The 23,268-nt window shown below is 28.6% G+C and carries 21 protein-coding genes and 1 riboswitch; of the genes, 8 read left to right on the top strand and 13 right to left on the bottom strand.

The window, feature by feature from the left end; translation table 11 throughout:
* Positions 1 to 30 precede the first annotated feature (30 nt).
* The 6 genes from MHL31_RS02620 to MHL31_RS02645 all read right to left on the bottom strand — a co-directional run bounded on the left by MHL31_RS02620 (position 31) and on the right by MHL31_RS02645 (position 6,343).
* Positions 31 to 1,110 (bottom strand): exonuclease domain-containing protein, encoded by a 1,080-nt coding sequence (locus tag MHL31_RS02620; RefSeq protein WP_240227528.1) that lies wholly within the window; start codon positions 1,108 to 1,110, stop codon positions 31 to 33.
* Position 1,111: 1 nt separating this feature from the next.
* Positions 1,112 to 1,780: a YggS family pyridoxal phosphate-dependent enzyme gene (locus MHL31_RS02625; protein WP_240227529.1), complete on the bottom strand. Its 669-nt coding sequence runs from the start codon at positions 1,778 to 1,780 to the stop codon at positions 1,112 to 1,114.
* 4 nt (positions 1,781 to 1,784) lie between these two features.
* Positions 1,785 to 3,038, bottom strand: a complete 1,254-nt coding sequence (locus tag MHL31_RS02630; RefSeq protein ID WP_240227530.1) for a DUF1015 domain-containing protein — start codon at positions 3,036 to 3,038, stop codon at positions 1,785 to 1,787.
* 116 nt (positions 3,039 to 3,154) lie between these two features.
* A complete protein-coding gene (locus MHL31_RS02635) occupies positions 3,155 to 4,105 on the bottom strand; it encodes a D-2-hydroxyacid dehydrogenase (protein ID WP_240227531.1) in 951 nt (316 codons plus the stop codon).
* Positions 4,106 to 4,125: 20 nt separating this feature from the next.
* On the bottom strand, positions 4,126 to 5,196 hold the full coding sequence (gene serC / locus MHL31_RS02640) for a 3-phosphoserine/phosphohydroxythreonine transaminase (RefSeq protein ID WP_240227532.1): 1,071 nt from the start codon (positions 5,194 to 5,196) through the stop codon (positions 4,126 to 4,128).
* Between the two features lie 85 nt (positions 5,197 to 5,281).
* Positions 5,282 to 6,343, bottom strand: coding sequence for an acyl-CoA reductase (locus MHL31_RS02645; protein WP_240227533.1), 1,062 nt, complete (start codon positions 6,341 to 6,343; stop codon positions 5,282 to 5,284).
* A 45-nt stretch (positions 6,344 to 6,388) separates the two neighbouring features.
* On the opposite strand from MHL31_RS02645, the gene MHL31_RS02650 reads away from it, so the two are divergent.
* The 6 genes from MHL31_RS02650 to MHL31_RS02675 all read left to right on the top strand — a co-directional run bounded on the left by MHL31_RS02650 (position 6,389) and on the right by MHL31_RS02675 (position 14,674).
* Positions 6,389 to 6,739 (top strand): 4Fe-4S binding protein, encoded by a 351-nt coding sequence (locus tag MHL31_RS02650; protein ID WP_240227534.1) that lies wholly within the window; start codon positions 6,389 to 6,391, stop codon positions 6,737 to 6,739.
* A gap of 85 nt (positions 6,740 to 6,824) precedes the next feature.
* Positions 6,825 to 7,520, top strand: a complete 696-nt coding sequence (locus tag MHL31_RS02655) for a copper homeostasis protein CutC (RefSeq protein ID WP_240227535.1) — start codon at positions 6,825 to 6,827, stop codon at positions 7,518 to 7,520.
* Between the two features lie 261 nt (positions 7,521 to 7,781).
* Positions 7,782 to 8,876, top strand: a complete 1,095-nt coding sequence (gene ychF / locus MHL31_RS02660) for a redox-regulated ATPase YchF (protein WP_240227536.1) — start codon at positions 7,782 to 7,784, stop codon at positions 8,874 to 8,876.
* A gap of 163 nt (positions 8,877 to 9,039) precedes the next feature.
* Positions 9,040 to 9,933 carry a DMT family transporter gene (locus tag MHL31_RS02665; RefSeq protein WP_240227537.1) on the top strand — a complete coding sequence of 298 codons (894 nt, stop codon included), beginning with the start codon at positions 9,040 to 9,042 and terminating at the stop codon, positions 9,931 to 9,933.
* 137 nt (positions 9,934 to 10,070) lie between these two features.
* Complete coding sequence (locus tag MHL31_RS02670; RefSeq protein ID WP_240227538.1) at positions 10,071 to 11,924, top strand: DNA topoisomerase IV subunit B; 1,854 nt, start codon at positions 10,071 to 10,073, stop codon at positions 11,922 to 11,924.
* Positions 11,925 to 12,004: 80 nt separating this feature from the next.
* Positions 12,005 to 14,674: a DNA gyrase/topoisomerase IV subunit A gene (locus tag MHL31_RS02675; protein WP_240227539.1), complete on the top strand. Its 2,670-nt coding sequence runs from the start codon at positions 12,005 to 12,007 to the stop codon at positions 14,672 to 14,674.
* 53 nt (positions 14,675 to 14,727) lie between these two features.
* On the opposite strand, the gene MHL31_RS02680 is transcribed toward MHL31_RS02675, so the two are convergent.
* The 6 genes from MHL31_RS02680 to MHL31_RS02705 are packed head-to-tail and all read right to left on the bottom strand — an operon-like array spanning position 14,728 to position 19,290.
* Positions 14,728 to 15,291, bottom strand: coding sequence for an ATP:cob(I)alamin adenosyltransferase (locus tag MHL31_RS02680; protein WP_240227540.1), 564 nt, complete (start codon positions 15,289 to 15,291; stop codon positions 14,728 to 14,730).
* Between the two features lie 10 nt (positions 15,292 to 15,301).
* Positions 15,302 to 16,423, bottom strand: coding sequence for an ABC transporter substrate-binding protein (locus MHL31_RS02685; protein WP_240227541.1), 1,122 nt, complete (start codon positions 16,421 to 16,423; stop codon positions 15,302 to 15,304).
* Positions 16,424 to 16,434: 11 nt separating this feature from the next.
* Positions 16,435 to 16,983 carry an alpha-ribazole phosphatase family protein gene (cobC, locus tag MHL31_RS02690; protein WP_240227542.1) on the bottom strand — a complete coding sequence of 183 codons (549 nt, stop codon included), beginning with the start codon at positions 16,981 to 16,983 and terminating at the stop codon, positions 16,435 to 16,437.
* Positions 16,968 to 17,726, bottom strand: a complete 759-nt coding sequence (locus tag MHL31_RS02695) for an adenosylcobinamide-GDP ribazoletransferase (protein ID WP_240227543.1) — start codon at positions 17,724 to 17,726, stop codon at positions 16,968 to 16,970. Before MHL31_RS02695 ends, cobC begins: the two co-directional genes overlap by 16 nt.
* 6 nt (positions 17,727 to 17,732) lie before the next feature.
* Entirely contained in the window at positions 17,733 to 18,776 is a 1,044-nt protein-coding gene (gene cobT / locus MHL31_RS02700) for a nicotinate-nucleotide--dimethylbenzimidazole phosphoribosyltransferase (RefSeq protein ID WP_240227544.1), read from the bottom strand.
* A gap of 10 nt (positions 18,777 to 18,786) precedes the next feature.
* Entirely contained in the window at positions 18,787 to 19,290 is a 504-nt protein-coding gene (locus MHL31_RS02705; protein WP_240227545.1) for a bifunctional adenosylcobinamide kinase/adenosylcobinamide-phosphate guanylyltransferase, read from the bottom strand.
* A 65-nt stretch (positions 19,291 to 19,355) separates the two neighbouring features.
* Positions 19,356 to 19,559, top strand: a riboswitch (cobalamin riboswitch).
* 21 nt (positions 19,560 to 19,580) lie between these two features.
* On the opposite strand from MHL31_RS02705, the gene MHL31_RS02710 reads away from it, so the two are divergent.
* Both MHL31_RS02710 and MHL31_RS02715 read left to right on the top strand, forming a co-directional pair.
* The gene (locus MHL31_RS02710; protein ID WP_240227546.1) at positions 19,581 to 21,440 is read left to right on the top strand and encodes a TonB-dependent siderophore receptor; all 1,860 of its coding nucleotides are present in this window, start codon (positions 19,581 to 19,583) and stop codon (positions 21,438 to 21,440) included.
* A 3-nt stretch (positions 21,441 to 21,443) separates the two neighbouring features.
* Entirely contained in the window at positions 21,444 to 22,523 is a 1,080-nt protein-coding gene (locus MHL31_RS02715; RefSeq protein WP_240227547.1) for a YncE family protein, read from the top strand.
* 90 nt (positions 22,524 to 22,613) lie between these two features.
* Here the strand turns inward: MHL31_RS02715 and MHL31_RS02720 are convergent, their stop codons facing one another.
* Positions 22,614 to 23,129, bottom strand: a complete 516-nt coding sequence (locus MHL31_RS02720; RefSeq protein WP_240227548.1) for a hypothetical protein — start codon at positions 23,127 to 23,129, stop codon at positions 22,614 to 22,616.
* Positions 23,130 to 23,268 lie beyond the last annotated feature (139 nt).

The raw sequence follows: 23,268 nt of genomic DNA on the forward strand, positions 1-23,268 counted from the left end.
ATTTTTACTAAAATATAGTAATTATTTTAATTAAAATCTAATTAGTTTTTCAACACTGTTTCTTTCTAGGTATTTTTTAATAGTAGATCTATTATAAACAGAATTATCCATAGGGGATATCAGTGTTTTTAAAATTTCTATATTAGTAATTTGTTGTGTTAAGTTAGTGTAACAAAACCCTTTAAATATATTATCTTCAATTAATATTACCGATTTTTCTCCAACAGAACGTCCTTTATCTATAATAAGCAGATTAGGGTTGCTAAATTCAATTTTATTAAAATTAGGTTTTTGTTTAAAATTAAACTTAGGTTTATTAATTTTAAGTTCTTCTATATATTTTAATAGAGCAATTAATTCGCTTCCTGTAACTTCATAAGTAACTGAAACAACGGAATTTTGTAATACTTTGGCTTTTTTAGAAGTTCTTAAAAATAATTGATTTACGGTTTTCTTTATATTTTTCCCTTTACCAATGTATAAGATTGTTCTAGTATTATCATAAACATAAAACAGTCCTGGTTTTGCCGGTAAATCATCTAATATATTTAATAATTTAGGAGCTAATTTTCTTGAGTTATCTGTTTTAATTGCTTTTTTTATAATTTGTTTTTCAAAATCTTTATTTAGCAATAATTTAAATAATTGTACTGTTGCAATTGCATCTCCATCAGCTCTATGTCTTCCAGAAAGTGGAATTCCAAGTGCGCGACATAATTTTCCTAATTTATAAGAATTTTGCTCTGGTAGTAATTTCTGACTTAATTCTACGGTACATAAAGTTTCTCTAATAAAATTAAAACCTAAGCGCCTAAACTCAGTTGTTAGAATTCTATTATCAAAATTAGCATTATGAGCTACTAAAACGCAATCTGTTGTAATTTCAACAATACGTTTTGCAACTTCATGAAATTTTGGGGCATTTTTTAACATGCCATTATTAATTCCAGTTAAATTAACAACAAAAGGTTGTATTTCTTTTTCTGGATTAATTAAACTAATAAATTGATCTACTATTTGTTCACCGTCAAATTTATAAATTGCAATTTCTGTAATTCCTTCTTCATCAAATTTACCGCCAGTAGTCTCTATGTCAAGTATTGCGTACAAATTAATTATAGTTTCTAGTTCCAAAAATAGCACTTCCAACTCTAACCATAGTACTTCCTTCCTCTACAGCTATTTTATAATCTCCGCTCATTCCCATTGAAATTATTGTTGGGTTAAAATTTGTTGAACTGTGTTTTTTTAAGGTATTAAAATAATTTTTTAAAGTTTTAAATTCATCTCTTACAATAGCTTGGTCTTCAGTAAAACTAGCCATTCCCATTATACCTTGAATATTAATATTTTCAAGTTGTTTAAATTCTTCTGAAGTTATAATATCTTCAACATCGTTAAATGAAAGTCCAAATTTAGTATCTTCTTTTGCTATTTTTAATTGTAATAAACAATTTAAAACTCGTTGATTTTTAATGGCTTGTTTGTTAATTTCTTTTAAAGTTTTAAAACTATCTACTCCGTGAATTAAACTCACAAAACTAGCCATATATTTAACTTTATTGCGTTGCAAATGGCCAATCATATGCCATTCTATATCATTTGGCAATACTTCATGTTTTTCAACCATTTCTTGAATTTTATTTTCGCCAAAAACACGTTGACCAGCATTGTAGGCTTCTAAAATATCAGAAACAGGTTTAGTTTTTGAAACAGCAACTAATTTTACATTTTTTGGAAGCGAATTATTTAATAATTCTATATTTTTTGAAATGCTCACTTACTTATTCATTAATTTTATTTATTACTAACCCAGATCTTAATTTTGGTTCAAACCAAGTTACTTTTGGAGGCATAATATTATTGGTATCTGCAATATTCATTAATTGATTCATACTAACAGGGTAAAGGGCAAAAGCAACTGCCATTTCACCACTATCCACACGCTTGCTTAATTCAGATAAACCTCTAATACCACCAACAAAATCTATTCTAGTATCAGTTCTTAAGTCTTTTATGTCTAAAACAGGATCTAAAACATATTTTGATAAAACACTAACATCTAAACTATCAATAGGATTGTCATCATTAAAAGTGTTATCTTTTGCAGCTAAACCATACCATTTTCCATCTAAATACATAGAAAATTCGTGTAGTCTTTCAGGTTTTACAATTTTTTCACTCACTTGTTTAATTGTAAAGTTTTTATCAATTTTAGATAAAAATTCATCTGTTTTTAATCCGTTTAAATCTTTTACAACACGATTGTAATCAATTATTTGTAACTGTGTATCTGGAAAATGTACAGCCATAAAAAAGTTGTAAGGTTCATTTCCAGTATAGTTAGGATTTTTTTTACGAAACTCTTCAGCCATACCTGCAGCAGCAGCAGTTCTATGATGCCCATCAGCTACATAGGTATTTGGTACTTTATCTTTAAAAAGTTGTTCAATATTTTTATTAATAGTAGCATCTTTTATTACCCAAAAATGATGACCAAAACCATCTTCAGCAGTAAAATCATATTCTGGTTTGTTGTTAGTTACAATATTTTCTACAATTGCATCTATTTCAGGAACAGCTCTATAGGTAAAGAAAACAGGTTCTACATTTGCTTCTAAAATTCGAGAAAGCACTTTTCTATCTTCCTCTTTATCTGGGCGTGTTAATTCGTGCTTTTTTATTACTCCATCAATATAATCTTGGCAAGAAGCAGCTCCTACAATACCATATTGTGTTTTGCCATTCATGGTTTGAGCGTAAATATAAAATTTAGCCTCGTTATCTTGAATTAAATATTTTTTATTTTGAAATGTTTCAAAATTAGATTTAGCATGTAAGTATACTTTTTCTGAATGCGAATCTGTGTTTTTGTCAAGCTCAATTTCTGCGTGTGTAATACGTAATAATGATGCTACTTTACCGTTAGCCATTTTTGCAGCTTCTTCAGAATTCATTACATCATAAGGTAAGCATGTAATTTCTTCTACAATTTCTTTAGGAGGTCTTAATCCTTTGAAAGGTTTAATTATTGCCATAATCAATAAGTATTTTATATTAAACTCTACATCAAAGATACAATTTTTAGCTTCTTTAAGCTAAAAAAGACTGCCTTAAAAGACAGTCTTTTTAAAAAATAATTAAGAAATTATTATTATTTTAATATTTCAATAATTTGTGATGCCAATTCGGTTCCAATTCTATCTTGTGCTTCACCTGTTGCAGCACCAATATGTGGTGTAAGAGACAGGTTATGATTCATTAACAATTGAATTTCAGGAGTAGGTTCATTTTCAAAAACATCTAAGGCAGCGCTAGCTATTTTTCCAGCCTCTAAAGCTTTAACTAAGGCAACTTCATCAACAACACCACCACGAGCTGCATTTACTAAAAATGCTTCATCTTTCATTAGTTCAAACTCTTTTGTTGAAATAACATATTCTTTTTGTGCTGGAACATGTAAGGTAACAAAATCTGCTTGTTGTAAAACTTCTTCTTTGGTAATTGTATTTATTTCAAAAAATACTGATTGTCCATCAAAAAATTCTACTTCTAAATTAACATTGTCCATAAATGGGTCAAAAGCAACTATATTCATTCCAAGTCCTAAACCAATTTTAGCAGTAGCTTGTCCAATACGTCCAAAACCAATTATACCAAGAGTTTTACCTCTTAATTCAACACCTTTTGCGTAAGCTTTCTTTAATCCTTTAAATTTAGAATCTCCTTCTAAAGGCATACTTCTATTAGAATCGTGTAAAAAACGAGCCATTCCAAATAGGTGTGCAAATACTAGTTCTCCAACTGAATGAGAAGAAGCAGCAGGTGTATTTATTACGTGTAATCCTTTTTCACGTGCATATTCTACGTCAATATTATCCATACCAACACCACCACGACCAATAATTTTTAAAGAAGGGCAGTTGTCTATAATATCTTTTCTAACTTTTGTTGCACTTCTAACAAGTAGTACTACTATTTCATTTGTATTTATATAATCAACAAGTTGCTCTTGAGCTACAGTTGTTAAATCTACTTCGAAACCAGCTTCTTCAAGTGCATTTATTCCGCTTGAAGCTAATCCATCATTAGCTAATACTTTCATTTTATTTAGATTTTTTTAGTTTATGAGATTTGTTTTTCCAGTTGCTGCATAACATCAACTAATACTTGAATACTTTCTATTGGCATTGCATTATAAATACTTGCTCTATAACCACCAACAGATCTATGTCCTTTAATTCCACTAATGCCTGCAGCATTCCAAAGTTTATCAAAACTTTCTTTGTGAGCTTCATTAGCTAGTGTAAAAGTAACATTCATAAGTGAACGATCTTCTTTTTTTGCAAAACCATTAAAAAGAGGGTTTCTATCAATTTCAGCATATAATAATGCTGCTTTTTCTTCATTTATTTTTTCAATTGCAGCAATTCCACCTTGTTCTTTTAACCATTGTAGTGTTAACATTGAAACATATACTGGAAAAACAGGAGGCGTATTAAACATACTGTCTTTACTAATATGTACTTGATAATCTAACATTGAAGGTATTGTTCTACCTGTTTTACCTAGTATTTCATCTTTTACAACAACTAAAGTTGTACCAGCTGGTCCCATATTTTTTTGTGCACCTGCGTAAATTAAGTCGAATTTTGAAAAGTCTAACTGACGTGAAAATATATCTGAACTCATATCACATACTAATAAACTATCTGTTTTTGGGAATTCTTTAAATTGAGTTCCATAAATAGTGTTATTTGATGTTATATGCACATAATCAACATCCGTTGGTACTGTGTAATCTTTTGGAATATGATTATAAGTTGCATCTTTAGATGAAGCAAAAACATTTACTTCTCCAAAAAGTTTAGCTTCTTTAATTGCTTTAGCACTCCAAGCACCGGTATCTATATACCCAGCTTTACCGTCAATTTTCATTAAATTGTATGCGGTCATTAAAAATTCTAAACTAGCACCACCTTGTAAAAAAAGTACTGAATAGCCTTCAGGTAAATTTAATAATTCTTTTACTAAACTACGTGCATTTTCCATCACTTCAACAAATTCTTTGCTTCTATGGGATATTTCAATTAACGATAAGTCTATACCATTAAAGTTAACGACAGCATCAGATGCTTTTTTTAAAACTTCTTGTGGTAAAATACAAGGGCCTGCACTAAAATTATGTTTTTTCATATATAATAGAATTATTAGTTAATTTCTATATACAAATTTCGTAAAAAAAAGGTGAACAACATAAATATATTTACTAAAAAAAAGATTATAATTTTAGTAAAAACTCAATTGTATCTATATCATCCGCATAATTCCATAATTTAGGGTATTGAGTTTCTCCAAATTTTACGAAATTTACAACGTTTTCGTTACTCGCAACACATTGTATTTCTTCGTTTTCATTAGTGATTTTTTGCAAAACGTTTTCAAAGGAGCTATAATATTCAAAAAACAGCGTTGCTATAGGAGAAGCATAATTTTTGTCTTCTTTTAACATAACAAATCCGTTTTCTAAAACGTGAAATTCACTCATTATATATACAGCTTTATTATAATCGTAATTGTTCGCGTATTTTTTATAATTTATAATGTCTTTAAATTTATATAAAGCATTAAAAAGTAGGTCGAAATTATAATCTTTAGGAATAAATATTTTAGAAATACTTCTACAACCTAAACCAAAATATTGAAAAACATCGCTCCCTAAGGCTTCTAATTCTTCTTTGGTTTCTTTTCCCGTTAATATGGCTACAGAATTTCTGTTTTTTCTAATTATTGAAGGATATTTTCCAAAATAGTGTTCAAAATAACGCGCAGTATTATTACTTCCAGTAGCAATAACGGCATTAAAATTTGTTAATTTTTTTTCTGTAAATGTTATGCTACCTTTAAAATTAGGATTTAAATATTCTAAATATTTAGCTATTAAGGGTAGAAAATGTTTGTCGTTAGAAGACTGTTTTACAATAGCATTATGTCCACTAATTAGTACGGATAAGAAATCGTGAAACCCTACTAAAGGTATATTTCCAGCCATAATAATGGCTACTGTTTGTTGTTCAGATGGATTTTCAAAATTATATTTAGAAGTCCAAGTGGTTAAGTTTTCTTTGGTAAGTGCTTGATTCCAACTTTCAAAAGCTTTTAAAACATTATCTTTAGTAAACCAGCCATTAAATTCTTGTGCTCTTTCAATTTGCATTTTAAAAGCATCAAAAAATAAAGAACTAGGTTCTGTGTTGTCTTTTTTTATAATTCCATGAGTAGTAAACTGCCCAAAAAAATCACCAATTTTTGCAAAAGCGTCAATGCGTTGCTCTAAATTCATATTCAAATATAATTTTATATTTGCAAAAATAATGTAAATAATAGTATGGCAATAAAAATAACAGATGAATGTATAAATTGTGGTGCTTGTGAACCAGAATGTCCTAATAACGCAATTTACGAAGCTTCTGAAGAATGGCGTTTTTCAGATGGTACCGAATTAACAGGAAATGTAGTTTTACCTAATGGTAATAAAGTTGATGCAGATGCAGAACAAGAACCTGTAAACGATGAAGTATATTTTATTGTAACAGATAAATGTACAGAGTGTAAAGGTTTTCATAACGAACCGCAATGTGCAGCAGTTTGTCCTGTAGATTGTTGTGTTCCAGATGATGAGAATGAAGAAACTGAAGATCAACTTTTGGCTAAAAAAACATTTTTACATAAAGAGTAATACTTTTTAAAATATTGATATTATTTAACAGTAGTATTTTTAAATTTAGAACTTCAGATTAACATTAAATTCTTTTAAAATAATAATGAATATTGAAGTGTGTATTAATTCTGTTGATGGAGCTATTGCTGCTGAAAAATTTGATGCTAAACGCGTAGAGTTATGTACTGCATTGAGTGTTGGTGGATTAACTCCAAGTTTTGGTTTAATACAACAATGTGTTGAAGCGTCAACTGTTGAAGTGCACGTAATAATTAGGCCAAGAGAAGGTGATTTTACGTATAATTTACAAGAAATTGCTTTAATGAAAATTGATATTTCTGAAGCTAAAAGGGCAGGAGCAACAGGTGTTGTATTTGGGGTTTTAACAGCAAATAATACTATTTCAGATTTAAATAAAGTACTGGTAGATTTTGCAAAATCACTTCATTTAGAAGTAACATTTCACAGGGCTTTTGATTTTATTTCTGATTATAAAGTAGGAATACAGAAAATTATTGATTTTGGGTTTGACAGGTTGCTAACTTCAGGAACAAAACCAACGGCCATTGAAGGTCTACAAGTTATTGATTTTTTGCAAAAAGATTTTGGAAACAACATTCAAATTATGGCAGGAAGTGGTGTAAATTCAGAAAACGCATTGCAATTAGCTGCTACTGGAATTAAAAACTTACACTTTACCGCTTTAAAGTCAATTAACTCAAATTCAAAACTTTCAATGGGAGAGTTTAAAGTAGTTGATGAAGTTAAAATAAAAAATATTGTTGAATTATTTCAATAATAAAAAATTAAAATTAGAAGTTTAATAGTTTTTAATTCAGTTAAAAAAGAAAGATTAAGCTAATATTTTTTCTAGTAAAATAACTGTTAGATGTTTAGTAAAGTAGCATAAAAAAAATAAATGCTTTAAAACTTAAATCTTAATAGTATATTTGCACCGCTAAAAAATAGAATTATAAAAGAATACATCAATTTGTTAGTTATCAAAAATAAAGGAATAAAGCAAATTGGTTTGTTGTTATTATAAAAATAATAGATACATATGAAAGCAGGAATTGTAGGGTTACCAAACGTAGGAAAATCAACATTATTTAATTGTTTATCAAATGCAAAAGCGCAAAGTGCTAACTTTCCTTTTTGTACAATTGAGCCAAATATAGGTGTGGTTAATGTGCCAGATCCACGAATTGCAAAACTAGAAGAATTGGTAAAGCCAGAACGTGTTCAAATGGCAACAGTTGATATTGTTGATATTGCAGGTTTAGTAAGAGGAGCTAGTAAAGGAGAAGGTTTAGGAAATCAGTTTTTAGCAAATATTAGAGAAACAGATGCTGTAATTCATGTGTTAAGATGTTTTGATAATGACAATATAGTTCATGTTGATACAACTGTTGATCCTGTTAGAGATAAAGAAACTATTGATATAGAGTTACAGTTAAAAGATTACGAAACTTTAGAAAAAAAGCTTGAACGTGTTAAAAAAACAGCACGTACTGGAAATAAAGATGCTCAAAAAGAATTAGAAGTTTTAGAAAAAGTAAAAGCAGGTTTAGAAGCATCTATCTCAATAAGAGCTATTGAATTTACAGATAAAGAACGCGAAGAATATATTAAACCAATGCAATTTATAACAGATAAACCTGTGCTATATGTTTGTAATGTTGATGAAAATTCTGCTGTAGATGGTAATGCATATGTTGATGCTGTAAAAGAAGCTATAAAAAATGAAGATGCCGAAGTAATTGTTTTAGCTGTTGGAGTTGAAGCTGACATAATGGAACTTGAAACTTTTGAAGAACGTGAAATGTTTTTAGAAGATTTAGGTTTAACAGAACCAGGAGCTTCCGTGTTAATTAGAGCTGCATACAAATTATTAAATCAGCAAACTTATTTTACCGCAGGTGTTAAGGAAGTTAGAGCTTGGACTATTAATATTGGAGATACTGCACCGCAAGCTGCTGGTGTAATTCATACCGATTTTGAAAAAGGTTTTATTAGAGCTGAAGTTATTGCTTATGAAGACTTTGTAGGATATGGAAGTGAGGCCAAAGTAAAAGAAGCTGGTAAAATGCGTGTTGAAGGTAAAGAATATATAGTGAAAGATGGAGATGTAATGCATTTCCGTTTTAATGTGTAAAAACACGCTTATATATATAATATAGAACGCTATTGATATTTTTTATTAATAGCGTTTTTTTTATTGAAAAAACTAGCTGTTTTAAAATATGATATACCATTGAATATCGTAAATTTTAATTTTTTAAAATTTCCAGTATAAATCATCTAAGTATGTTTGTCACATGAATTTTTCAAAAACAATAAATTCGGGAGTATTTATAGCAATTGTTGGAATTGTATTATTTTCAGCAAAAGCAGTATTAGTAAAATTAGCTTACCAATACAATGTAAGTGCTATTCATTTATTGTTATTTAGAATGCTTTTTGCACTGCCATTTTATATCTTAATAGCATTTTATGTAAAACCTCAAAATCCAAATAAAATTAAGAATATAGATTTTTTATGGGTGGTTTTATTTGGCTTTATAGGGTATTATTTAGCAAGTTATTTCGATTTTTTAGGACTTCAATATATAAAAGCGGGTTTAGAGCGTATTATCTTATTTGTTTACCCAACATTGGTTATTTTAATTTCAAAAATAGTTTTTAAAACTAAAATTTCAATAAAACAGCTTTTAGCAATTTTAATTACTTATTTTGGGGTTTTAATTGCTTTTTGGGGCGAACTAAGTTTTGAAAGTTCCAATGTTGTTTTAGGTGGTTTTTTAGTGTTTTTAAGTGCATTTACCTATGCTATTTATTTAGTTGGTAGTAGTTGGTTAATTCCTAAATTTGGAGTGGTTTCATTTACAGCTTATGCTATGATAGTTTCTACTATTTGTGTGTTGGTTCATTATTTAATTATAGATAGAACTAGTATTTTAGAATATACTTATCAAGTATATGTTTTAGGGTTTTTAATGGCAATTTTTTCAACATTAATTCCTTCATTTTTAGTTTCTTTAGCAATAAAAAAATTAGGAGCTTCAAATTTTTCAATTATAGGAAGTATTGGTCCGGTTTCTACCATAATTTTAGCGTATTTATTTTTAGATGAAAAACTAACATTTATGCAATTGGTTGGTGCAATTGTTGTAATTTTAGGAATTGGAGTTATTTCTTCAAAAAAAAGTTAATTTTAATAATAAGTATCAATTCTTTTTAAAATTTGAGTAAAAAAACAGAATTATTCATTATAATTTTATCGTTCTTTTTTGCCTTTTTTATAGCAAAATGGTACATTAGCAAATCTTCAAGAATAGTATTAAAATAAATGGCAGAACAAACATCGTATACCGAGGATAATATTCGCTCATTAGATTGGAAAGAACATATTAGGATGCGTCCTGGAATGTATATTGGAAAATTAGGTGATGGTTCATCACCAGATGACGGTATCTATATTCTTATAAAAGAAGTTTTAGACAACTCTATTGATGAATATGTGATGGGTGCAGGTAAAACTATAGAAGTATCAGTAAAAGACGATACCGTTAGAATTCGTGATTATGGTCGTGGTATTCCTTTAGGAAAAGTTGTGGATGTTGTTTCTAAAATGAATACAGGTGGTAAGTATGATTCTAAAGCTTTTAAAAAATCTGTTGGTTTAAATGGTGTTGGTACCAAAGCTGTTAATGCACTTTCATCTTATTTTAAAGTAGAATCTTTTAGAGATGGAAAAACTGTACTTGCTGAATTTGAAAAAGGAACACTCACCAGCGAAAAAAAACCACATGATTCTTCAAATAGAAAAGGAACAAAAGTAACTTTTGTCCCAGATAAAAGCATTTTTACAAAATTTAAATACCGAAACGAATATATTGTAAAAATGATTAAAAACTATGTGTACCTAAATACAGGCTTAACAATAGTTTTTAATGGTGAAAAATATTTTTCAGAAAATGGTTTAAAAGATTTATTAGAAGAGAATATTGCTGATGAATTTATGTTATTTCCAATAATTCATCTGAAAGAAGATGATATTGAAGTAGCGCTAACCTATAGTAAAGCACAATATAGTGAAGAATATCATTCGTTTGTTAACGGACAACATACAACACAAGGAGGAACACACCAAAGTGCTTTTAGAGAAGCTATTGTAAAAACGTTACGCGATTTTTTTGGAAAAAATTATGATGCTTCAGATATTAGAAAATCAATAGTTTCTGCAGTAAGTGTAAAGGTAATGGAACCTGTTTTTGAAAGTCAAACAAAAACAAAATTGGGTTCTACTGAAATGGGAGGAGATTTACCAACAGTGAGAACATTTATTACGGATTTTGTAAAAAGAAATTTAGATAATTTTTTACATAAAAATCCTGAGGTTGCAGATAAAATTCAAAAGAAAATATTACAAGCTGAAAAAGAACGAAAAGATTTATCTGGAATTCGAAAATTAGCAAGAGAACGCGCTAAAAAAGCGAGTTTGCACAATAAAAAATTACGAGATTGTAGAGTGCATTTAAACGATTTAAAAAAAGACAATCGTTTAGAGAGTACGTTGTTTATTACTGAGGGAGATTCGGCAAGTGGTTCTATTACAAAATCTAGAAATGTTAATACACAGGCAGTTTTTAGTTTAAGAGGAAAACCGTTAAACTCATACAATATGAGTAAAAAAATTGTGTATGAAAATGAAGAATTTAACCTTTTACAAGCAGCATTAGATATAGAAGATGGATTAGAGAATTTAAGATATAATAATATTGTAATAGCAACAGATGCCGATGTAGATGGTATGCATATTAGATTGTTATTAATAACGTTCTTTTTACAGTTTTTTCCAGAATTAATAAAAGAAGGACATTTATATATATTAGATACTCCTTTATTTAGAGTGCGCGATAAAAAACAAACATTTTATTGCTATTCTCCAGAAGAAAAACAAGATGCTATCAACAGTCTTAAAGGAAAACCCGAAATAACACGATTTAAAGGTTTGGGTGAAATTTCTCCAGATGAATTTGTACATTTTATTGGAGGAGATATTCGTTTAGACCCTGTAATGCTTGATAAAGAAACATCAATAGATAAATTATTAGAATTTTATATGGGTAAAAATACACCCGATAGACAAAAATTTATTATTCAAAATTTAAAAGTTGAATTAGATATAGTTGAAGAATAAAATTTTAATATTCTTAAAATTTTGAACTATAATTTATAATTAAATATTAGATACCAATTACTTTATATTATTAAAAAATAATGCAAGAAGATAATAACGAACCAATAAAAGAAGAATTTGGAAACCAAGAAACCATTACTAAGGTAACGGGTATGTATAAAGATTGGTTTTTAGATTATGCATCTTATGTAATTTTAGAACGTGCTGTTCCAGGAATTAGAGATGGCTTTAAACCCGTACAACGTAGAATTATGCATTCTATGAAAGATTTGGACGATGGACGTTATAATAAAGTTGCAAATATTGTTGGACATACAATGCAGTACCATCCGCACGGAGATGCGTCTATTGCAGATGCCATGGTACAAATTGGTCAGAAGGATTTGCTAATAGATATGCAAGGAAACTGGGGTAATATTTTAACTGGTGACCGTGCAGCAGCATCTAGATATATTGAAGCGCGTTTGTCTAAATTTGCTCTAGATGTAGTTTTTAATCCAAAAACCACACAATGGCAAGCTTCTTATGATGGTAGGAGAAAAGAACCCATAGATTTACCTGTAAAATTCCCAATGCTTTTAGCGCAAGGTGCTGAAGGAATTGCAGTTGGACTTTCAACAAAAATTTTGCCACATAATTTTAATGAATTAATTGATGCTTCTATAAAACACTTAAAAGGAAAGAGATTTACGCTTGTTCCAGATTTTTTAACAGGAGGTGTTGCAGATGTTTCTAATTATAATGATGGGAAAAGAGGAGGGAAAATTAGATCTAGAGCAAAAATATCGCAACTCGATAAAAAAACCTTAGTAATAACTGAAATTCCTTATGGAACAACCACATCTAGTTTAATTGAATCAATTTTAAAAGCTAATGATAAAGGAACAATAAAAATTAAGCAAATTGAAGATAATACTGCTGCAAATGTTGAGATATTAGTGCATTTGCCTAATGGTATTTCGCCAGATAAAACCATTGACGCATTATTTGCATTTACAAACTGTGAAAATTCAATTTCGCCATTATGTTGTGTAATAGAAAATGATAAACCGGTATTTATTGGTGTGTCAGATATTTTAAGATTATCTACAGATCATACAGTAAGTTTATTAAAACAAGAACTAGAAATCCAGTTAAATGAATTGGAAGAACAGTGGCACTTTGCATCACTAGAACGCATTTTTATTGAAAATAGAATTTACCGAGATATTGAAGAAGAAACAACTTGGAAAGGTGTTATTAAAGCAATTGATGAAGGTTTAAAACCTTATATAAAACATTTAAGACGAGCAATAACAGAAGACGATATTGTTCGATTGACTGAAATAAGGATTAAAAAAATATCAAAATTTGATATAGATAAAGCAAAACAATTTATTGAAAGTTTAGAAGATAAAATTGCAGAAGTAAAACATCATTTAGAAAATTTAATAGACTATGCAATTGATTATTTTAAAAACCTGAAAGCCAAATACGGAAAAGGAAAAGAACGTAAAACTGAAATCCGTTTATTTGATGATATAGTTGCTACAAAAGTTGTAATGCGTAATACAAAATTATATGTTAATAGAGAAGAAGGTTTTGTAGGTACTTCATTAAAAAGAGATGAGTATGTAACTGATTGCGCCGATATAGATGATGTTATTATTTTTAGAAGAGATGGCGTTATGATGGTTACAAAAGTAGATACAAAAACTTTTGTTGGAAAAGATATTATTCATATTGCCATATTTAAAAAGAAGGATAAACGCACTGTTTATAATATGATTTATAGAGACGGTAGAAGTGGTCCTAGCTATATGAAACGATTTAATGTTACAAGTGTAACGCGTGATAAAGAATATAATTTAACAGCAGGTACAAAAGCTTCAATAATACAATATTTTACTGCAAACCCTAATGGTGAAGCAGAAACAGTTACTATTAATTTACGCGCTGTTGGAAGTATAAAAAAATTAAAATGGGATATTGATTTTTCCGATTTAGCAATTAAAGGAAGAGGAGTTAAAGGAAATACAGTTACAAAATATGCTATTAAAAAAATTGAATTAAAATCTGAAGGTGTATCTACTTTAAAACCACGTAAAATATGGTTCGACGAAACTGTACAGCGTTTAAATGTAGATGATAGAGGAGAACTTTTAGGTGAATTTAAAGGTGAAGATAGGTTGTTGATAATCAGTCAAAAAGGAGTTGTAAAAACTATAAAACCAGAACTTACTACACATTTTGAATCAGATATTATTGTTCTTGAAAAATGGATTCCAGAAAAACCAATTTCAGCAATTTATTTCGATGGAGAAAAAGAGCGTTATTATATAAAACGCTTTATGATTGACAATCCAAATAAAGAAGAAATTTTTATATCTGAACATCAAAAATCACATTTAGAAATTGTTTCAACGGATTATAGACCTATGGCTGAAATTATATTTTCAAAACGTAGTTTAGATAATATAGAAGTAAATTTAGAAGAATTTATTGCTGTAAAAGGAATTAAAGCACAAGGTAATCAGCTAACTACAGATAAAATTAAAACAATTAACATGCTAGACCCTTTACCATATGAAGCTCCTGTTGTAGATGAAGTTGAATTAGTAGAAGAGGAAGTTGTTGATAGTTTACCCATTGATGTAGAAGTTTCAGAAGTTAAAAAATCTATAGTGGATAAAAATAAAAAGAAGCCAAAAATAATTCCACCTAAAAAAAAGATAGATGATGACGATCCTGATCAAATAACATTGTTTTAAATAACAATAACATTAATAGAATTCTATTCATTAAAACCTCTAAAAATAGGAGGTTATCTATAACTTTTACTTACAAAAGGAGTTTCTTTAAAACCTGTTACTTGATTTATTAAAACAGTGGCAGTAAAAAAATAATTACATAATAAATTTGCAAATTTTGGTAATATTTCTGCTACTTCTTTTTGTTCTTCATTATGAATTTTCACCATTAATCTAATGGCTTGTTTACACATAGACGAACATTTGTTTAAAATGCCAACAGGTGAAACTCCACCAGGTAAAACAAAACCAGATATGGATTCTGCTGTAATAGTTTTAAAATTTCGGTAATTTTCTAAAAGTTGTTGATGATCTTCCTCTGTAATTGCAAGTTTTCCTCTAATGGATCCATTTAAATGAAAGCATAAGGGTAACAACCATTTTAATTCTTTTTCTAACTGTTTTAACTCAATATTTTCTGAATATTGTTTTCTTAAAACACCTAAATCATTAATAGCCCATCCAACAGTTCTGGTTAAAGCATCGGTTAAAATTTCATAATCACATAATAAAGAATCTTCGTAAATATACGGATAGCAAAGTTCATCAATATTAGATTTTGGTCGAAGTTTTTTCATAATGTATTAATTAATTTAACTTTTTATAAAATGTAAAATTATAATCTGGCAACAACTCTGGATGTGCAATTTTTATTAAATCTTTTAAAACCAAATCGGGTCTTACAGGTGAAAGTTCAAAATACCAAACACCACCTTTTGCACCAGTAGTATTATTGTAAGAAAATACTGATTTATTTTTAAAAGCTTTCATTTTTGAACCAACTATATTGTTTTCTTCAAGGTCTTTTAATGTTTTATAAAAACCAGGTGATAACCAAATATCGGCATCTTTTCCTTTTTCATAAATATTTTCAATATTTAATGATAAACTTCCTTTTCCTTTGGAATCTTTCCATATATAATTGGTGTTTGCATCTTTTAAAAATGTGGCTTCAAAACTATTCCCCGCAGGTGAATACCAAACATCTTTATATAATCCACCACAAATTATGGAAGGTATTTCTTTAGATTTTTTAGCAATTGATTTAGCGGTTAAATAATTAGTTCTAATATGGTTAAAAATACTATCCGCTTTTTTTTCTTTGTTAAATAAAATACCAAATAATTTAATCCATTCGGCTCTTCCTATAGGTGTTTCTTCCAGCCAGTCTCCATTAAAAGCTACTTTAATTCCAAGTTTCTCAATGGTTTTAAACATTTTATTGTTACTATTTATGGCAAATCCTATAAGTAAATCTGGATTTAAATCTAATAATGTTTCTGTATTAATATTATCTGGGTGCCCTAATTCTTTAACTAAATTAGTATCTATTAATTGTCTAGTTTTTTTAGAAGAAATAAAATCTGTATTTGGAAAACCTACTAATTTATTTTCAACACCTAACAATTCTAAAGCAGGTATATGTGTAGAACTGGTAACTACAATAGAATTTAATGGAACTTTAATGGCGTTTTTTATAGAAGAATCTTCAGTAACAATTGTGTAAGTAGTTTCTTCAGTTGCTCCAGGATAAGGAGTTTTAATTATTAATTTGGTTTCAGTTTCTGTTTTAATAATATCAAAGCCTTTAGCGTATTTAACACTTGAAATAGCTTTTACTTCTTCAACTTTATTTGAAGTTTTTGAATTACAAGAAACGACTAAAAAAAAGGTTAAAAGTATAAAGAAAATGCTTTTAAATATATTCATAAATTTAGTTTTTAAAGTATGGTAAAGGTATTATTTTGTTTTATGATTTTAAATAGTTGTCCATATTCAACTTTTATATCAAAAGAATCTTTTAAATGAATATTCTTAATTTTTGAAAGAATACTTCTTATAACACCTGCGTGGGTGACAATAATTATTTTTTTTGCGGATAATGACGAGATTTCGGTAAATAATTCATTCGCTCTTTTAGCTAAATCTATATAGGCTTCACCATTTGGTGTTGAGACTGTTACAAAATTATTCATCCAAATATTAGATGCTTCTTTTGGTAAATCATCCCATTTTAAAAGTTCCCAATCTCCAAAATTTAACTCCATTAATCGTTTGTCTGTTAAAACATTATTAGAAAATTTAGAAGCTAGTTTTATACATCTTTTTAACGGACTTGAATAAACTACTGTATTTTCATCAAAAGTAATGGATTTTAAAATAATCTTTAATTCTTCTTCAAAAGAATCAGCAACATTTAAATCTGCTTGACCATAGCAAATTCCTTTTTCAATTTTTGGCGTTGTATGCCTAATTAAATAAATTTCCATAGTACTAATACACTTAAATAAAATATAACTTCTGCCACTTGTTGTGTTGCTCCTGCACAATCTCCAGTTTGACCACCAATCCATTTTTTAAAAAATCGTCCTAAAAGCAACATTGAAATAAAAGGAGGAATTAAAGTTAAAAATATCCAATAAGTGTTATAAAAAAACAAAGGAATTAGTGCTATTAAGCCATTCCAAATAACTATTGAAAATTTTTGAGCGTGTCCCATAGGTTTTGCCTTACTTGTAATATCATCTCTAACATAAGGATATAAATACAACAAAATAGCTGAAATAAACCTACTAATACTATGACCTGCAACTATCGTAATTATTAATTGATTTGGTTGATAATTTAAGCCTGTAAATTTAAACACTAACATACTAACTAAACCAATTGTGCCATAGGTGCCTAACCTAGAATCTTTCATTATAGTTAGTATTTTTTCCTTGGTCCAACCACCTCCAAAACCATCACAAACATCTGCAAATCCATCTTCGTGAAAAGCTCCTGTTAACCAAATAGTAGCAACCATACTAGCAATAATTGCAATGGTTTGAGGAAAAAGAAACGAAAATCCCCAATAAATTAAGGCTCCAAAACAACCAACAATAATACCTATTAGAGAAAAGTATTTTGTGCTTTTATTCAAAATTTCTGGAGAATGATCTATCCATTTTGGACACGGAATTCGTGTAAAAAACATAATAGCTGTAAAAAATATATCGAGTTCTTTTTTCATAATAAATTACGCCGTAGGATTAACTACACCAGCACTTTCAAAGCTAGCCATTTGATTTATAAAAAGTTCCGCAGATTGAATAATAGGATATGCAACCGCAGCACCAGTTCCTTCACCTAAACGTAAACCTAAATGTAAAATTGGTGTAGCATTTAAAAATTCTAACATTTTAATATGTCCTTGTTCGTTTGAAACGTGAGAATATAAGCAGTAATCCAATACATTTTTATTAATTTCTTGTGCTACTAATAGGGCAGAAGTAGCAATAAAACCATCAATAAGTAAGGTCATTTTTAACTCCGCAGCTTTTAACATAGCTCCAGTCATCATAGCAACTTCAAAACCGCCAAAATTTTGTAAATTTTCCAGTGGATTTTCACTAACACCATGAAATTTTTGAACCTTAGTTAAAATATCAATTTTATTAGCTAAACCCTCATCGGTTAAACCGGCTCCAACACCAATACAAGTTTCTATAGATTGTTTTGTAATAGCACTCATTAATAAAGAAGCAGAAGAAGTATTTCCAATTCCCATTTCACCAAATGAAATTACATTACTACCATTAGCGTGTTTTTCGGCAACAATTTCAGCAGCAACATCTATTGCTTTTTCACATTGCTCTTTTGTCATTGCTGGTTCTACAGAATAATCTCTAGTTCCTTTTGCAATTTTAGCGTTAATTAAAACATCATAATTGTCAAAATCAAAATTTACACCTGCATCAATTACACTTAAATCAAAACCGTGTTGTTTGCAAAAAACATTGATTCCTGCACCACCTTGTAAAAAGTTAAATACCATTTGCGGTGTTACTTCTTGTGGACAAGAGCTTACGGGATAACTGTTAACAATACCGTGATCTCCAGCAAAAACAAGCATTGTAGGTTTACTTAACTTAGGAGATAAAGTATTTTGAATTAAACATAATTTTTGAGCTATAATTTCTAAGGTTCCTAACGATCCTAATGGCTTTGTTTTATGATCTATTTTATGTGCTATTTCCTTAAGAAAATCTTTATTGGTAGGAGTGATGCTAAATGTTTTCATACAAAGTTGTTTATTTTAACGTAAGAGGTAATCCTGAAACCATAAAAATGGCTTTATCTGCTTTATTTGCAATGCGTTGGTTAGTCCAACCTTGTAATTCTGTAAATTTTCTTGCAATATGTGTTTGAGCGTGAACACCCATTCCAATTTCATTAGAAATTATTATTATTTCAGCATTTATTTTAGCTAATTTTTCAATTTCAATTGAAGCCAATTCTAATGCTTTTTCTACGTTGTTTTCTGAATCAAAATATAAATTTGTAAGCCAAAGAGTAACGCAATCTATAACTATAACACTATTTTCAGGAATTACTTCAGAAATTATTGTTTCCTCTTCTATGGTTGTCCAACGTTCATCTCTATCATTTTTATGGCGTTCAACTCTTTTTTCAAAATCTTTGTCCCAAATTCTTGATGTTGCCAAATAATAAGGAGTATTACTTAAGCTTTCAGCTAATTTTTGGGCATAGCTACTTTTGCCAGATCGTTCTCCACCAGTTATATAGTAAATCATAGATTAAAATTTTGGCAAATGTAATATTTTAATAAAAATATGATACTAATTAAACTTAATTAATTATTTTCGCAGCTGATTATGGTACTCGAATATATAATATAAAACGAGTTAAAAGGGAAGTTGGTTAAAGTCCAACGCTGTTCCCGCAACTGTAAGCTTAGTCGATTATTCGATGATTGTTATTAAACTTAAACCACTGTTATACAAACGGGAAGGTAAATAACAATACGCAAGCCAGGAGACCTGCCAAAATCAGATTAATTAAAACTTTCGGGAGAAAGGTAATTATGATGAGATATATCCTTCTATGTATTATTTTTTTAATTAGTAGCAATTCTTTTGCTCAGCAAGATAGTATTCAGCATTTAAAGGTTGTAAATTTAAATACTGTAATATTACAAAAGCACTCTAAAGGATATAAAGTTTTAACTCTATCAGATTCTGTAATTATTAAAAATACAGAAAGTTTTTCAACATTATTGAGATTTAATACACCCATTTATATTAAAGAATATGGTGCTGGTGGAACCAGTTCAGCTAGTTTTAGAGGAACAAGTGCTTCTAACACCGCAGTTATTTGGAATGGGATTAATATAAACTCAATTAACAATGGACAAACGGGATTTAATGCTTTAAATGTAAATTTAGTTGATAATATAAATGTTAGAAGCGGAGGAGGAAGTATAGAATTTGGTTCTGGAGCTATTGGAGGAACGGTTCATTTAAATGATCAATTACGTTTTGGAAAGCATTTAACCAATCAATTAGTTTCTTCAGTAGGTAGTTTTAATACCTACAATAATTTATACAAGTTTTCTTATGGAACAGCTAAAGTAGCTGCTAAAATTGGAGTTTCTTATAATCAATCTGAAAATGACTACAAATGGTTAGAAACAGACGGATTAAAAAATGAAAATGGAGCTTATAATAACTTAAGTTTTAGTTTAGGTATTGCCTATAAATTCAATGATTTCAGTAAATTGAGTGTATATTCTACTAAATACAATGGTAATCGTGAGTTTTCTGGAACACTTCCAAATCCTTCAGCAGCTAAAGAAAAATATAAAGATTATAATTTTAGAAACTTATTAGAATATAGTTATCATAAAAATGAATTTACCCATGCTGTTAAATTTGCTTATTTAACGCAAGAGTATAGATATTTTGCTGATAAAAATTATGATGCTTATAACTTCGGAAAGTCGAAAAGATACTTGTTAAAGTATAATTTCAACTATAAAATAACCCCAAATTCAAGTATTGAAACCTTTTCTGAACTAGAATCTGTTCTTGGTAAAACAGATGAGATTGAAGAAAAAAATAGAAAGCAATTTTCACAATCACTTATTTATACACAACATATTGAAAACATTGGCTCAATAAATGCCAAGGTTCGAAAAGATTTTAATTCAGATTATAATGTGCCTTTTATTTTTGCTTTAGGTGCAGAATTAAAACCCTTGAAAAATACATTTATTAGATTCAATGGGTCTAAAAATTATAGAGTTCCAACGTATAATGATTTGTATTGGCCAGCATTGGGTAATTTAGATTTAATTCCAGAATCTTCTATACAAGGTGAATTTGGAATAGGCTATAAAACCAATGAAATTAAGTTAGATTTAGGAGTGTATTATATAGATTCTAAAGATAAAATTGTTTGGACTCCAGGTGGAGATCCTGAAAGACCAGGCATTTGGACACCAATTAATGTTGATGAAGCAGTTAATAAAGGTGTAGAATTTACGCTTGCTTTAAATAAAAAAGTTAATAAACATCTTTTTAATTTCAATCTAAACTATAGCTATACAATTGCCAAAGATAAAAGTACAGATAAGTATTTAACCTATGTACCTAAGCATTTGGCGAATGCTAGTTTTAGCTATACGTATAAAAGAATTAATATGTTTTACCAGCATTTATTTAATGGTGAAGTTTATACAACAACCGATAATTCAGACAATTATATCTTAACATATTATAATGTTGGAAATATTGGTGCAGGCTATAAATTATTTCAAAAAGAAAATAAAAATTTAAGCTTTGGAGTAAAAGTAAACAATGTATTTAATAAACTATACGAAGTTTTACCTAGTAGACCAATGCCTAACAGAAATTTTAATATAAACATAAACTATAAATTTTAAATTATGAAAATCAGTAAATTTTTACTTAGCTTATTTATACTAAGCATAATATTTGTATCGTGTGAGGATGAAGATGATGAACCTCAATTGCCAAAAGGTGATTATGAAAATGGGATTATTGTAAGTGGTGAAGGAGGAAGCTCAGGATCTGTTTATTATGTATCTAACGACTTTACCACTACAGAAAGCTTAATTTATAAAACAGTAAATAATGAAGAATTAAGCAATTATTTACAATCAATTTCTTTTGATGAAAACTATGCGTATTTAATTGTTGATAATCAAAATACAATAACAGTAGTAAATAGATATACTTTTGAAAAAGTAGGGGTTATTACTACAGGTTTAAAAAAGCCAAGATATATGGCTATTGTTGGTGATAAAGGTTATGTTACTAATTGGGCTGAAGGATCTTACGGAGCAGATATTGATGATGATTATGTTGCAATTGTAGATTTAAACACATTTGAAGTTACAAGTACAATTTCATTATCAATTGGAGTGGAAAGAATAATTGAAAATAATGGAAAATTATATGTTTCTCATAAAGGAGGAAACGGAAGCAACAATATAATATCTGTTATTGATATCGCAACAAATGGAGTAACAGAAATAACTGTAAATGACAATCCAGATGAATTATTTATTGATAATTCTGGAAACTTAGTTGTTTTATGTGAAGGAAAAACAGTTTATAATCCAGATTGGACAGTTAAAGAAAATACTATTGGAAGTATCTTGAAAATTAATACATCAACAAATACAATAATTTCTCAATTAGATTTTCCTGAGGGAACACACCCAACTTTATTAGATAAAGATGATAGTGGAAATTTATATTATAGTATTTACAATTCTATTTATAAAGTAGAACAAAATTCAACTACATTACCAACTAGTGCTTATTTACAAACTTCTGCTGGTTCAAATTATGGATTAGCAATTAATGGAGCTAATTTATTTGTGGTTGATGCTGGAGATTTTGCAAGTGAAGGTGATTTATTAATTTATGATATAGCTACAAAAGGTTTAATTCAATCTTTTAAAGCACCAATTGCCGCTTCAAAAATTTACTTTAATTAATAAATTTATTGGTATAATTTAAAATGGTAATAGCTTGATGTATTCAAGTTATTACCATTTTTTTTTGAATTTAAAGCACTTTGTAAATACTTAAATAATACTTTTTACTTCATCTTTAATAAAAGCTAAAGCGGTTGTTGAAGGCGGAGTATTTTCTAACATTTTTTTTAAAACAGCTTCTCTCAAATCTTGTGCTGTTTTTACATCTTCATTTAACTCAGTTTGTTTTATAAGTTGTATTGTAGCATTTTTTGAAGTAATAATAATGCTCCAACATTTTTCTGAAATATAAATTTGCTGTGATAGATTGTGTTCAAATTCCTGTTCTATAGTATTAATTAAACTTAACACATAGGCTTCTTTATCGTTGTTTATAGAAGTAATTCTAAGTAATAATTTTGAGGGGTTTATACGTTCTAAGTATAATGTCATTCTCTCGTAAGCTTGTAGTTTTATTGGCAATGCAGCTTTTTGATTTTCTTTTAATAATGACAATTTTAAACGTTGTTGTTCAAAATCGGTATGATTCATAAAAAAATAATAAGCAACAGCTCCGGTTACAATTGCAGGAATTGTATAAGTCAATAATTCAATAAATTTTTCCAACTCTTTAATGTTTTTAGTTATACAAAAATAGACTTCGTAATAATACTATACAATTAACTATTAAACTTTATAGAATATTTAATTAAAAAGAGGCTGCTTGAAAATTCCAAACAGCCTCTATACTTGATTTTAAAAAAAT

It is taken from the genome of Lutibacter sp. A80, from assembly GCF_022429645.1.
Classification (GTDB): domain Bacteria; phylum Bacteroidota; class Bacteroidia; order Flavobacteriales; family Flavobacteriaceae; genus Lutibacter.

Coding starts and splice junctions, on each gene's coding strand:
- MHL31_RS02630 (WP_240227530.1), bottom strand. CDS start 3,038: ATGGCAATAATTAAACCTTTCAAAGGATTAAGACCTCCTAAAGAAATT.
- MHL31_RS02635 (WP_240227531.1), bottom strand. CDS start 4,105: ATGAAAGTATTAGCTAATGATGGATTAGCTTCAAGCGGAATAAATGCA.
- serC (WP_240227532.1), bottom strand. CDS start 5,196: ATGAAAAAACATAATTTTAGTGCAGGCCCTTGTATTTTACCACAAGAA.
- MHL31_RS02645 (WP_240227533.1), bottom strand. CDS start 6,343: ATGAATTTAGAGCAACGCATTGACGCTTTTGCAAAAATTGGTGATTTT.
- MHL31_RS02650 (WP_240227534.1), top strand. CDS start 6,389: ATGGCAATAAAAATAACAGATGAATGTATAAATTGTGGTGCTTGTGAA.
- MHL31_RS02655 (WP_240227535.1), top strand. CDS start 6,825: ATGAATATTGAAGTGTGTATTAATTCTGTTGATGGAGCTATTGCTGCT.
- ychF (WP_240227536.1), top strand. CDS start 7,782: ATGAAAGCAGGAATTGTAGGGTTACCAAACGTAGGAAAATCAACATTA.
- MHL31_RS02665 (WP_240227537.1), top strand. CDS start 9,040: ATGAATTTTTCAAAAACAATAAATTCGGGAGTATTTATAGCAATTGTT.
- MHL31_RS02670 (WP_240227538.1), top strand. CDS start 10,071: ATGGCAGAACAAACATCGTATACCGAGGATAATATTCGCTCATTAGAT.
- MHL31_RS02675 (WP_240227539.1), top strand. CDS start 12,005: ATGCAAGAAGATAATAACGAACCAATAAAAGAAGAATTTGGAAACCAA.
- MHL31_RS02680 (WP_240227540.1), bottom strand. CDS start 15,291: ATGAAAAAACTTCGACCAAAATCTAATATTGATGAACTTTGCTATCCG.
- MHL31_RS02685 (WP_240227541.1), bottom strand. CDS start 16,423: ATGAATATATTTAAAAGCATTTTCTTTATACTTTTAACCTTTTTTTTA.
- cobC (WP_240227542.1), bottom strand. CDS start 16,983: ATGGAAATTTATTTAATTAGGCATACAACGCCAAAAATTGAAAAAGGA.
- MHL31_RS02695 (WP_240227543.1), bottom strand. CDS start 17,726: ATGAAAAAAGAACTCGATATATTTTTTACAGCTATTATGTTTTTTACA.
- cobT (WP_240227544.1), bottom strand. CDS start 18,776: ATGAAAACATTTAGCATCACTCCTACCAATAAAGATTTTCTTAAGGAA.
- MHL31_RS02705 (WP_240227545.1), bottom strand. CDS start 19,290: ATGATTTACTATATAACTGGTGGAGAACGATCTGGCAAAAGTAGCTAT.
- MHL31_RS02710 (WP_240227546.1), top strand. CDS start 19,581: ATGATGAGATATATCCTTCTATGTATTATTTTTTTAATTAGTAGCAAT.
- MHL31_RS02715 (WP_240227547.1), top strand. CDS start 21,444: ATGAAAATCAGTAAATTTTTACTTAGCTTATTTATACTAAGCATAATA.